This is a genomic window from Sphaerisporangium sp. NPDC049457, from assembly GCF_055586705.1.
Map to the genome: position 1 here is coordinate 1 of NZ_JBVJHR010000018.1, position 12,363 is coordinate 12,363.

At 70.0% G+C, this 12,363-nt stretch carries 10 protein-coding genes; 6 read left to right on the forward strand and 4 right to left on the reverse strand.

What is annotated here, in order from left to right:
* A partial coding sequence (locus ACZ6QO_RS26500) for a dolichyl-phosphate-mannose--protein mannosyltransferase (RefSeq protein WP_465854315.1) occupies nucleotides 1–764 on the forward strand: 764 nt, incomplete at its 5' end.
* A 131-nt stretch (nucleotides 765–895) separates the two neighbouring features.
* Nucleotides 896–2,224, forward strand: a complete 1,329-nt coding sequence (locus ACZ6QO_RS26505) for a hypothetical protein (RefSeq protein ID WP_465854316.1) — start codon at nucleotides 896–898, stop codon at nucleotides 2,222–2,224.
* Between the two features lie 106 nt (nucleotides 2,225–2,330).
* On the opposite strand, the gene ACZ6QO_RS26510 is transcribed toward ACZ6QO_RS26505, so the two are convergent.
* Complete coding sequence (locus ACZ6QO_RS26510; protein WP_465854317.1) at nucleotides 2,331–2,612, reverse strand: hypothetical protein; 282 nt, start codon at nucleotides 2,610–2,612, stop codon at nucleotides 2,331–2,333.
* Between the two features lie 178 nt (nucleotides 2,613–2,790).
* Complete coding sequence (locus ACZ6QO_RS26515) at nucleotides 2,791–3,417, reverse strand: hypothetical protein (RefSeq protein WP_465854318.1); 627 nt, start codon at nucleotides 3,415–3,417, stop codon at nucleotides 2,791–2,793.
* Nucleotides 3,418–3,863: 446 nt separating this feature from the next.
* On the opposite strand from ACZ6QO_RS26515, the gene ACZ6QO_RS26520 reads away from it, so the two are divergent.
* A complete protein-coding gene (locus ACZ6QO_RS26520; RefSeq protein ID WP_465854319.1) occupies nucleotides 3,864–4,511 on the forward strand; it encodes a hypothetical protein in 648 nt (215 codons plus the stop codon).
* Nucleotides 4,512–4,569: 58 nt separating this feature from the next.
* On the opposite strand, the gene ACZ6QO_RS26525 is transcribed toward ACZ6QO_RS26520, so the two are convergent.
* Entirely contained in the window at nucleotides 4,570–6,018 is a 1,449-nt protein-coding gene (locus ACZ6QO_RS26525) for a glycoside hydrolase family 10 protein (RefSeq protein WP_465854320.1), read from the reverse strand.
* A 302-nt stretch (nucleotides 6,019–6,320) separates the two neighbouring features.
* Between ACZ6QO_RS26525 and ACZ6QO_RS26530 the strand changes: the two genes are divergently transcribed.
* Nucleotides 6,321–6,818 carry a winged helix-turn-helix transcriptional regulator gene (locus ACZ6QO_RS26530; RefSeq protein WP_465854321.1) on the forward strand — a complete coding sequence of 166 codons (498 nt, stop codon included), beginning with the start codon at nucleotides 6,321–6,323 and terminating at the stop codon, nucleotides 6,816–6,818.
* A 37-nt stretch (nucleotides 6,819–6,855) separates the two neighbouring features.
* Nucleotides 6,856–8,517, forward strand: a complete 1,662-nt coding sequence (locus ACZ6QO_RS26535; RefSeq protein WP_465854322.1) for an MFS transporter — start codon at nucleotides 6,856–6,858, stop codon at nucleotides 8,515–8,517.
* A gap of 49 nt (nucleotides 8,518–8,566) precedes the next feature.
* Here ACZ6QO_RS26535 and ACZ6QO_RS26540 read toward each other — a convergent pair whose 3' ends face one another.
* Nucleotides 8,567–11,701 (reverse strand): tetratricopeptide repeat protein, encoded by a 3,135-nt coding sequence (locus tag ACZ6QO_RS26540; protein WP_465854323.1) that lies wholly within the window; start codon nucleotides 11,699–11,701, stop codon nucleotides 8,567–8,569.
* Nucleotides 11,702–11,758: 57 nt separating this feature from the next.
* Between ACZ6QO_RS26540 and ACZ6QO_RS26545 the strand changes: the two genes are divergently transcribed.
* Entirely contained in the window at nucleotides 11,759–12,172 is a 414-nt protein-coding gene (locus ACZ6QO_RS26545) for a hypothetical protein (protein WP_465854324.1), read from the forward strand.
* The last annotated feature ends 191 nt before the right edge of the window (nucleotides 12,173–12,363 follow it).

The window sequence follows — 12,363 nt, forward strand, 5'->3', positions numbered from 1 at the left end:
TGCGCCGCCCGTACGGGGGGATGTTCCGCAACGATCTGCCCACCGCTCTGGCCGGGCTGGCCGCCGTCCCCGCCATCGCCTACATGGCCACCTGGACCGGCTGGTTCGCCACCGCCTACGGCTACGGCCGCAACTGGGCGCAGGCCACCTCAAGCGGCTGGCCCTACTTCGTGTTCAGCTCGCTGCGCTCCTGGTGGGACTACCAGTGGATGGTCCTGAGCTTCCACACCGGCCTGGACTCCACCCACCCGTACCAGTCGTGGCCCTGGCAGTGGCCGCTGCTGCTGCGCCCGGTCGCCTTCTTCTACGAGAGCCCCGCCGGATGCGGCACCGACAGGTGCTCGCAGGCCGTGCTCGGAGTCGGCACACCGATCATCTGGTACGTGGGCGTCGTCGCGCTGATCACCCTGGTGGCCTGGTACGTGGCCACCCGCGACTGGCGGGCCGGCGCGGTGCTGCTGGCCTACGGCGTGGGCCTGCTGCCGTGGGTGTACTACGCGATCGCCGACCACCGCACCATGTTCCTGTTCTACACCGCGCCCATGCTGCCGTTCATGATCCTGGCGCTGGTGCTCGGGGCGGGGCTGCTCATGGGACCGGCGAACAGCCCCCGGCCGATGAGAAGGATCCTCGGAGCCTCGCTTTCGGGTGCCTTCGTGCTCGTGGCCCTGATTAACTTCTGGTGGTTGTACCCCGTCATCTCCGCCGAGATCATCCCCTACGACGATTGGCACCGGCGCATGCTGCTCGATCGCTGGATATGACCCCGACATGACCTCCCATTCGCTACAACCCAGCCCTTCTGCACTTTCTGCTCTTACAGGTAGGTGACGTGGAAATCGTCCGAGGCGGTGGTCGTCGTCAGGGCCCGGCCCTATACGGCAGACTGCGAGGCATGCCCGCACCCGACGTCGCCGCGCTCCTCACCGAGCTCGAGCGCTCCGATCCGGAGGTCGCCGACGACGCCAGGGTCGCCGTCGAGTGGCTGACCGGCGGCGAGCCGTTAGAGACGATCACCCAGCTCGATGTGTGCGAGTTCCTCTGGTACACGCTCCCCCTCAAGGTGACCGGCGAGCACGGCGCGCTGGCCCTGGCCCTCGGCAGGCTGCTGCGGCTCGGCGGAATGGAACGCTACGCCGAGCTGTGCTCCTCCCCCGCCACCGCCCGCATCCTGCGCACCTACGCGCGCGGGGGTGAGGAGGCCGGGACGGCGGCCTACCAGCGCGCGCTCAACGCCACCGGCGTCCTGCCGCCCGACGTGCCCGAGCTGCACTGGAGCTCGATCATGGGCCCCGAGGAGATGGGCGCCCACATCGCCTGCTCGGCGGCGCTGGAGCTCGCCGTCGTCTCCGGCGAGCTGGTGCCGGCCGCCGGCGCCTGGAAGTCCCGGGCCGAGGCGCTCACCCGCCGCTGGCTGACCGCGCCGCGCACCGAGCTGGGCGGCGACAACTGGGTCAACCGCGTGCACGGCGAGCGGCTCAACCGCTGGGTGCTCGGCCGGGGAGCCGCCCGGCGCGAGCTGGCCCAGCCGTTCGAGGTGCGGCTCCACGCGCCGATCCCGGTCCCGGACGGCCCGCAGTTCCCCGCTCTGCGCTGGCTGCTCGAACTCGCCGCCCTGCCCGACGGCGTGCCGCTCACCAAGCGGCACAACATCGCCCGCGCCGTCGTCGTCGAGGCGGCCGAGCGGTTCGGCTGGGAGATGGCGGGCACGCGCAGCGAGGGCGGTGTGACGTCCCTGCGCGCGCTGCGCCACATCGCCGAGCACGAGATGGGCGCGCTCAGCCGCACCGGCGAGGCCCTGCTGATCACTCCTGAGGGCCGCAGGCTGCTGGACGACCCCGCCGCGATGTGGCAGGGGGCGGCGCCGGCCCTGCTGACGCCCTCGACGGGCGAGCGCGAGATGGAGATCTCGGTCCGCGAGGTCGGGCTGATGCTGATGCTCGACCGCGAGGACCTGCCATGCGGTTCGTTCAGCGAGCGGGTCACCGAGGTCGTCGTCGGCGAGGGCTGGCGTACGACCACCCCGGCCGACGTGGTCGCGCCACTGGTGGAGTTGCGCCACCGCCTGGAGGCGCTCCACCTGTGCGAGGCGCACGAGCGGCCGTCCACGGCGGAGACGGAGGAGACCGCCGCCGTCACCCTCACCCCGGCGGGGCAGGCGGCCGCCCTGACCGCCCTGCGCGGCCAGGCGCTGCGGCCCCGCAAGTACGTCACCGTCGCCTGAGGCCCCGTCCCGGGGCACGGCGGCGGGTCACCTCGGAACCTGGCGGCGGGCCGGCCGCATGCGGGACGCGCGCGGCCGACCTCTTGCCTGTCGGGGCGGGGGGCGGCTAGACCCCTGCGGTCATGCGGCCGCCCAGGCGGCGGCCCATGCGCTCCTCCTGACGCCTCTCCTCTTCGGGGCGGCCGGAGATGATCTCCTGGCGGGTCTCCTCGATCCTGAGGGCGACGCCCATGGCGAAGAACGTGGGCGCCCACTCGCCGATGAACAGGCCCCAGCGGTCGGCGCGGGCGATGTCCTGCTCGACCTCTTTGGAGAGCAGCCACGAGACGAACGACGCGCCGACGGAGACGATGCCGGCCGTGTACATCATGCCCGACCGGATGCCCATTCTGTGGAGTGTCCTGATCATATGCCCCCCTTGATAGCGGCGTGTTGACGCTACGTTCCTACCCTTCGTCATGGCTCGTAACGATAAGCGCGGATAAGGAGATAAAAGGCACTCAGACTAGACGTCGGATTTGCAGAGATATTGCGGCCACAGGGTTGACCTGCCGACGACGACGGCCTTATGCCGTGACGATGAAATCGGCGAGAACCTGCAGATCGTCGAAGACGCCGTCCTGGACGTGGCCGCGCGCCGACACGGACGTGACCGCGAAATCGGCCGGGACCAAGACGAGGTAGACATGCCAGAGCGGCCGCTCGGCCCCGTGGTAGGCCGGGCTCAGCGACAGCGCCGGCGCGAGCGAGAGCGCCGTCCAGCAGTGCGCCTCCTCGTCGATCTGGAGCTCCCGCTGGAAGTAGTAGCGGCCCTCGCCAGGATGGCCGCCGGACGCCGAGTCGTAGGAGCCGACGTACCCCCGTACGATCACGGCGACGCGTTTCCCCTCGTCGATGACCCCTTGGTAGCTGCCCGCGAGGTCGATGCGCGGCCGCCCGCCGGCGTGGTCGATCGCGTAGGAGACCTCGGGGAAGGTCACCGAGCCGCCGCGCTGCCGTACGAGGGCCCGGGACGGCGGCTGGTCGCACGAAGGCGCGGACGCCGACGCGATCGGGGGCGCCGAGTCGGCGGGCGTGGTGGCGGAATAGCCGATGGCCGAGACGATGAGCACCACGGCGGTGCCCACCAGAACCGGAACGGCGATGCGCGGCAGGCCCGATCGCCCGCGGCCTCCGTTGTCGGCTGTGGCCACTTCGACCTCCGGACGGCCGCGACACGCGGCGGCGTGAATTCCACGGATATCGCGCCCCGGAAAGGCGGCGCGCTTCCACTGTGGCACGCCGCGCGGGCCGGCCACCCGTTAATCGGTGAAGCGGGCTCTGATCACTCACCGGCTTTTCCGACAAGCTGGAAAAGGCACGAAGAATCGCTCGCCGCCATTGTTCACCACGGCCCGCGGCGGCCGCGTCGCGGAAGGGGCGGCGGGCACGTCACGGAAAGGGCGGCGGGCGTACGGAGCGGGGCGGGCGTACGGGGCCGGCGGGCGTACGGGGCCGGGACGGCGCCGCGGCGGGCGCTGGACGGCCCGCCGGGGAAGGGCCGCCGGGTTTCGCGGGCAGTTGCCCGTAAAACGGGGATAAATGCCGCTTACATGCGATAGAAGAACTCTTGCACCTACTGTCCCCCCTTGAGGTACATGTGACAAAGCTTCTTCGGGTTCTCGCGGCGCAGCTCTTCGCCGCGGCCTTCCTCCTCACCGCCCTTTCCGGCGGCGCCCACGCCGACACCACGCCCACCGACGCCGAACTGGCCGCCGAGTGGCAGACCGCGTGGGACACCTACAAGTTCTATGACGCCTCGCCGCCTCCGCTCCCGGGGTCGGGGCGCTCCCGGCAGACCCAGACCATCTCCGTCGAGATCGGCGCCCCGGCGCAGCAGGTCTTCACGGCGTACTCGAACATCAACAACCACATCGGCCGGGCGGCGTTCCTCAAGCGCGTCGTCACCCACCAGGACTGGAACCAGTACGACACGCGCTTCATCAACCTCACGGCGATCGAAGAGGTCCCCTACGAGGGGACGATCGTCACCCTGAACACGCACGCGCAGCAGCGCGTCCACCAGTCCGAGCTCTACTACGAGACCCACACCTGGTCGCAGCCCAACGTCGTGACCCACCAGCGCATCAGCTTCAGCGTGCTGGACGACGGGAGCACCAAGGTCACCGAGCGGCTGACGTTCGACGCCGACGACGCGCTGATCGACTTCGTCGTCGCGAACGGCGTCGCCTCGCACCAGCAGACCCAGACCGCGCTCAAGCAGGCCATCGAGAGTGGCGCGCTCTGACCCACGGCCGTGCGGGGCGCCCCACCGCGCCCCGCATCACCACCCCGGCCCCCGGCCGTCACCTCCGGGCCGGCCAGGAGGCGGCGCAGGTGTAGTCCGACGGCACCGAGGTATCGCCACCGGGGCGCTCGGCCCGGAAGCCGAACGCGGTGCCGGTGCCGGGGCTCAGTGCGCCGTTACGGCGGGTGTTGCGTGCCGTGACCGTCCGGCCGCTGGTGGTGAGAACGGTGTCCCACGAAGTGATGACGGTGTGGCCCGGGGGCAGGGTGAAGGTCACCGTCCAGCCCGTGATGGGCGAGGTGCCGGTGTTGGTCACCGTGACCGGGACGATGTAGCCGCCGTCCCACTGGCCCCGCGTGGTGGCGGCGACGCCGCAGCTCCGGCCGCCGGTGGGCGGCGGGCTCGACGGCGGCGGGCTCGACGGGGGTGGGCTGGAGGGGGGTGGGCTCGACGGCGACGTGCCGCTGTTCAAGGCGGCGAGCACGGCGTCGTAGGCGGGCTTCTTGGCGTACGAGCCGTCGAACAGCAGCGGCGTGCCGCCGCTGCGCCAGGAGTACTTGTCGGTGACGCCCCACACGGTGATGCCGGTGCAGCGCGGGACCGCCAGGCAGGCGTTCACGACCTTGCGATAACCGTCGGCCTGGGCCGAACCGGAGCCCTCGATGTCCAGCTCGGTGATCTGGACGTCGACTCCCAGGTCGGCGAACTGCTGGATGTTCTGCTGGTAGTTGCTCGGCACCGGCCACAGGGAGCTGAAGTGCGACTGCAGGCCGACGCAGTCGATCGGCACGCCGCGGGCCTTGAAGTCCTTGATCATGTTGTAGACGGCCAGCGTCTTGGCCTGGCCGGCGTCGTCGATGTTGTAGTCGTTGTAGCAGAGCTTGGCGTCCGGATCCGCGGCCCGCGCGGTCCTGAACGCCTCCTCGATGAAGCCGTCGCCGATCCGCCGCTGGAACAGCGAGTCGCGGCGGGCTCCGCTGTTGCCGTCCTGGAACGCCTCGTTGACCACGTCCCAGGCGTAGATCTGGCCCTTGTAGTGGTTCATCACGTTGGTGATGTGGTTGTTCATCGCCGTGCGCAGATCGGCGTCCGACAGGTTGCCCACCCAGGCGGGCAGGCCCGGGTGCCACACGAGCGTGTGCCCGCGCACCCGCTGACCGTGGCTCAGCGCGGAGCCGACGATCTGGTCGGCCATGGTGAAAATGAACGTGTCCCGCGCCGGCTCGACCGCGTCCCACTTCATCTCGTTCTCGGGCGTCACCATGGTGAACTCGCGGTTCAGCACGGCCGAGTAGTCGGATTCGCCGAGGCGGCCGGCCATGACGCTCGCACCGAAGTAGCGTCCGGTCTCCGCGGCCGCCGCACCCAGCGTGCCGGCCGCGTCCGCGGGCGGAGACAGGGCGAGCAGGCCCGCGCCGAGGACGCCGACGGCGCCGATGACCAGCGCGCTTCGTACGCCCGAGCGACGTTTCCCGCGCCCGCCGCGCGGGACGGCGTTGTCGATCATGTCTGTTCCTCCACTGGAACCGCTGATCGGTGGGCCTGCCGGCATCAAGGGGCGCCCATTCGCGAGCCAGTGTGAGGAGGCGCCCGCGAGGCGTCAACACGCCACAGAACCCGCGGGAGGGCGATGCCCGGCAGCCTGGCGGCATCCTCGCGACCAGAGCGATCTCCGGGAAAGTTTCAGCGGTGAACGACCTTCCCGTGATGCCCATGCGCTCGATCAGGGCGCGCGGGCACCTGGCTTCATAGATCGGCGGCAGATGCCGGGCTGACTCTGCCGTGAGATAGCCAGAGTAGGATCCCAGCATGGCCATGACACTCGAAGGCCCCCTCGCCGACCGGGCCGGCTGGAAGACCGACCACTGCTCGATCGGCAAGGCCATGGACCTCATCGGCACGCGGTCCGCGATCCTCCTGCTCCGCGAGGCCTACTACGGCACGACGCGGTTCGACGACTTCGCCGAACGGGTAGGCGTCACCGACGCCGCCGCCGCCGCGCGCCTCAAGCAGCTCGTGAGCGCCGGCGTCCTGGACAAGCGTCCGTACCGCGAGCCGGGCAAGCGCACCCGCTACGAGTACGTGCTGACGCCGATGGGCAGAGATCTCCTCCCGGCGCTGCTCGTGCTCATGCAGTGGGGCGACAAGTACCTCCAGCCCGAAGGCGGGCCGCTCCGCGTGGTCGAACGCGAGACCGGCGCCCCCGTCACCATCGGGCTCCGCGGCGAAGGAGGGAGGGAACTCGACATGGAGGACCTCGCCGTCATCCCCAGCGACACCTGGAGGGCGCCGCCCACCACCGGCTGACTTTGCTTTCCTATAGTCAGCACGTATGGTGGCGGGCATGCCCCTTTCCGACCCCGCCACGCACACCGGCACGCCCGGCCCCCGTATCGGCACGTCCGCCCCTCCCGCCGGCACGTCCGGCACTCCCGCCCCTCACGCCGGCACGTCCGTCCCTCATGGCGGCACGTCCCGCACACGTGCCGCCGCCGCTGTCCACGGCGGGTCACGGCGCCGGCTCAGCCTCGTCGTCGTGTGCCTGGGCACGATGATGACGTTCGTCAACATCTCCGCGACCTTGGCCGCGCTGACCGCGATCCAGGCCGATCTGCACGCCTCCGCCACCACCATCGTGTGGATCACCAGCGCGTACAGCCTGCTGGTCGCGGGCCTGGTGCTGTCGGCCGGCACGATCGGCGACCGGCTCGGCCACCGCCGGACGTTCTTCGCCGGCGCCCTGATCTTCACCGTGGGGAGCGCTCTGGCCTACGGGTCCGGCGGCGCGGCCGCGTTGATCGTCGCCCAGGCCGTCATGGGCGTCGGCGGGGCCATCGTCCTGCCCACCAGCCTGGCCACCGTGAGCCACACCTTCACGCGGCCGCACGAGAAGACGGCGGCGATCGGCGTCTGGGCCGGATGCTCAGGGCTAGGCCTCGCGGTCGGCCCGCTGTCGGCGGGATTCCTGCTCGCCCACTTCCCCTGGCACGCGGTCTTCCTGTCCAACGTCGTCATGGGCGCCGTCGTGCTGGCGCTGACCTTCCCGCTGGTCATCCCCACCGGCGGCACCGCGCGCCGTCTGGACGCCGCCGGCCTCGTCCTCGGGACGCTCGTGGTCGGCGCGCTCACCTTCACGATCATCCAGGGCGGCTCCACCGGTTACACGAGCCCGGCGGCCGTCGCCGGCTATGCCGTCATCGCGCTCGCCACGGCCGCGTTCGTCGCGGTCGAACTGCGCGCCGGGGAACCGATGGTCGACATCCGCCTGTTCCGCTCGGCGTCGTTCAGCGTCGTGCTCCTCACCGCCGCCACGTCGCTGTTCGGCTTCACCGGCATCGCCCTGCTCAGCGTTCTGTACCTGCAGCGGGTCCAAGGGCTGACCCCGCTGGTGACCGGAGCATGCCTGCTGGTCATGTTCCTGACCTACATCACGGTCAGCGCCCTGGCGTCGCCGGCGGTGCGGCGGCTGGGTTTCACCGCCACCCTCACGGCCGGTCTGGTCCTGGGCGCGGCCGGCGCGCTGCTGCTGGTCCTCGCTCCGCCGGCGGGCGACTTCGGCCCCGTCTGGCCCGGCCTGCTGCTGTTCGGCGTCGGCAGCGGTCTGCTCGTCGCCCCCTCGACGGCGGCCGCCGTGATCAGCGTCGCGCCCGAACGGGCCGGCATGGCCGTCGCCATCGTCAACATGTTCAGGCAACTGGGCTCAGTACTGGGCGCGAGCGTGCTCGGCACCGTGCTGACCTCGACGTTCGCCGCCCGGCTCCCCACCCGGCTCGACGCGGCGGCCGTCCCGGACGGCGTGTCCCGCCAGGTCGTGGACGCGGCGGTGCGCGGGACGGCCGCGCGGCCTCCCGCCCCGCTGGCCGGCGTCGTCCACGAAGCGGTCGCGCGCGCCTTCACCGACGCCGCCCACACGGGCTTCGTCGTGATCGGCGCCGTCCTGCTCACCGTGGCCATCCCCACAGCCATGTTCGTCCGCCACCGCCTCACCCACGCCCCCACCGGCTGAACCACTCCGCCAACCCGCTCCACGCCCCGGAGGGCTCCTGTCACGGACGTCATAGCAGGTCGATCCGCTCCGAGCACCATCGCGCATCCCGGGGACGGCCCAGGTCGGAGTAGATGGCTCTCGCCGCCGCGTACTGTCCTCTAGCATCCTGGCGCCGATCACGCAGCCGATGCAGGGCACCCAGCTCGCCGCGGACATCGGCCTCACCGAACCGGTTGCCGATGGCCCGGCAGAGCTCAAGCGCCTGCCCCATCTCGTGCTCGGCCTTCGTGTGGTCCTGGCGCAGACGGCACAAAATGCCCAACTCCATATGGGCGTAGGCCTCGCCAAGCCGGTTGCCGATGGCCTGATAGAGCCTTATGGCCTCCTCGGTCTCGCGTCCGGCCTTGGCGTAGTCGTCCCGCAGACGGTACAGAATGCCCAACTCGCCGCGGGCGTAGGCCTCGCCAAGCCGGTTGCCGATGGCCCGATAGAGCCCCAGGGCCTCCTCCGTCTCACGCCCGGCCCTGGCGTAGTCGCGCTGCAGCCGGTACAGAACACCCAGTTCACCATGGGCGTTGGCCGCACCCCATCGGTTGCCGAGGGCCTGGTACAGCTCCAGGGCCTTCCTGGTCTCCTCCTCGGCCCGCGTGTGGTTCTCGTTCGGGCGATACAGCAGACCAGACTCCCGGCGAGCGGGGGTGTCACCCCATCGGTTGCCGATGACCTGGTACAGCTCCAGGGCCTTCCTGGTCTCCTGTTCGGCGCGCGGGTAGTCGTCCCGCTCCCGCGACAGGATTCCCAGTTCCCGGCGGGCGTTGGCCTCTCCGAGCCGATTGCCGATGGTCCGATAGAGCTCCAGGGCCTCCGTGGTCTCCTGCTCGGCCCGCGGGTAGTCCCCGCACAGCCGGTAGAGAATGCCCAGCTCGCGCAAGGCGTAGGTCTCACCCCATCGGTTGCCGATGGCGCGATAGAGCTCCAGGACCTTCCCGGTCTCCTGCTCGGCGCGCGTGTAGTCGTCCCGCAGTCGATGCAGGATTCCCAGCTCGCCATGGGCGTAGGTCTCACCCCACTGATCGCCGATGGCCCGGTACAGCGCCAGGGCCTTCCTGGTCTCCTCCTCGGCCCGGGGGTAGTCGTCCCGCAGGCGGCACAGAATGCCCAACTCGCGGTGCGCATTGGCCTCGCCGAAGCGGTTGCCGATGACCCGGAACCGCTCCAGGGCCTTCCTGGTCTCCCGCTCGGCCTGCGGGTAGTCGTCCCGCAGGCGATACAGAACGCCGAGGTCACGGTGGGCGTAGGCCTCACCGAGCGGATCACCGATGACCTCGAACCGCTCCAGGGCCTTCGTCGTCGCCCGCTCGGCGGGCGGATAGTCGTCCCACAAACGGTACAGAATGCCCAGCTCGCCCAGGGCGTAGGCCTCGCCCCACCGATCGCCGAGGGCCCGGTACAGCGCCAGGGCCTCCCTGGTCTCCTGCTCGGCCTGTGGATAGTCGTCCCACAGGCGGTAGAGGATGCCCAGGTCGCGGTGGGCGCAGGCCTCGCCGGGCCGATCGCCGAGGGCCCGGTACAGCCACAGGGCCTCCCTGGTCTCCTGCTCGGCCCGGGGGTAGTCGCTCCGCAAGCGGTAGACGGCGCTGCGCCAGCGATGGGCCTTCGCCGTTCGCGATCGGCTGGTGGTGCGGTCGGACCCGCGCAACGCCCGGGTCAGGAGCCGCTCCGCTTCTGGGAGCGCCCTGTCGAGACAGGCCAGTCTTCCTTGGTACAGGTCGATGACGGCGGCCATGCCGGTTTCGCGCAGGCGTTCGTCGCCACCGGTCTCCGGAGCCGTCGCAGTGTCGATCAGGATGCGCGCGGTCGACAGGTCATTGCTCTGCAGCGCTTGGTCGAGAAGTTCCTCCCAGCGCTCCAGACCGGTCGCATCGCCGATGGCGAAGTAATGGTAAGCGGCTTCCACGGCATTGTCGTGAGCCGTATACCAGGCGGCCGCGGCCCGGTGGAGCGCGGTGATGGTGTCGCTGTGATGGCCGTCGGCCAGAAAAGCCGTCCGGACCAGATCGTGGACGCGCAACCACGTCTTACGGTGCACTCGGTCGGGAATGCGCTGGACGAAGGAATAGCGGCACAAACGGCCGAAGGAATCGTTGTCGACCGGAACAGGACTCAGCAGCGCGCGCAGGCCGTCGATGGTGATGTGACGCAGCACGGCCGCGGCCTGCACGAGTTTCTGCTGACGGGGATCCAGCCGGTGCAGAAATGACCGGTGCAGCCAGTCGTGAACGGCCGAATCCTGTGCGCCGTCCATCCATCCCGCGTCCACGCCGGATTGCCGTCCCTCGCGGTAGGCGTCGGCCAGCATGCCGACCATTATCGGCGTTCCAGAGCATCGGGCGTGTGCCAGGGCGATCAATTCCGGATCATCCAGGCCGCGCCCGGTCAGATAAGCGGTCGTCTCCTCCCGGCTCCATGCGCCCAGATACAGGGTGTCGGCCATCGCGTGCAGCACACCGGGGAATTCGGGGCGTTCCCATCCGGCCGTGATGATCCGCAGATCGGGCGCGGCCTCGACGAGTTGCGGCAGCAGTTTGTGCGTGACCCAATTGACCAGCCCTTCCCGCGAAGTGCCCGCCGACAGGCCGTCGTGACGAGTCAGCCATTCGAGGCCGTCCACGGTGAGAAGCACCTTCGACAGCCGAAGGTCGGCGATGGCGTCCAGAGCGGCGTCGACGAGCGCGGCACGGTAGGCCACGTAAAGATCGGCCGTCGGCTGTCCTCCCTGATGGGAGATGGGCGACCCGGTGATGGCGCTGCCGTCGGAGGCGGTCATGTGGATCTGGATGTCCGCGTGTGACAGGCGGAGCTGCCTCTGCACGGCGTGCACCTGCGTGGTGAATCCGGTGTGGCGCGCGACCTGCTCGCGCCTGCCGGCACAGCCCAGACGGAGCAGGGTGCGGACCAGATCGTCGAGCAGGCTCTGATCCAGGCCGTCGGGCCGGTCACCGGTGGCTCCAGCGCTCAGGTCGATGGACGCGTACCGATAGCCGTTATCGACGGCGCGCCGGACGATCTCCGCCAGCAAGCAGGATTTGCCGATTCCAGAGGTGCCATAGATGCCGAGGATGCGCATGTCCGAATGAGGGGCGAGTACGGCCTCCGCCTCAGCGATCTCTCTGTCTCTTCCGACGAAAGAAAACGCCCGCACCTATCATCACCCGCCGTAGCATGAGTAAAGAAATCACCTTACGTGAGGAAGGTTCATATGCCTAGGTGGATGCGGCCCGCTCCGCTGGCGGCACTCGGCGCCATCTTGTCGGCGATCGTCGGCGGCCTGGTGAATTTGCTCACCGACTCGTGGAGCTGGCAGGTGTTCGCGCTCGCCGCCGGGCTGCTGGTCGTCGTGGCCGCGATCGCCCATCGCATGGAAGGCACCGGAGAACAACAAGATGCCGTCGCGGGCAGAACCGACCAACGCGCCGTGGGACCCGGCGCCCGCATCGCCACCAGCCCGATCGGCGCGACCGGCGCGGATGTCGGCCAAATTGCGGAGAACGGCGGTCAGATCATAAATTCCGGAATCACCGCGGAGAATGCCACCATACGCCAGAAGGCAGCCGAAGGCGGAATCATCGAAGACTCACCCATCACCGCCGACTGGCGTTCAGTACGCGAATGACTCCACAGCCCGCATCCAGCCGGCGAGCCCCCGGCGGACGGCGCCGCGATGCACCGCGAAACGGTCGGCGAGGTATGCGGCAGGCTTGCCCAGCGCCGCCCGCCGCGCTGGTACATCCGATCGGCGTCGACCCGGCTCCCGGCCGGCCCGCCCAGGTCCACCGGCGGATGAGCCGACGCGGCCGGTGGTGC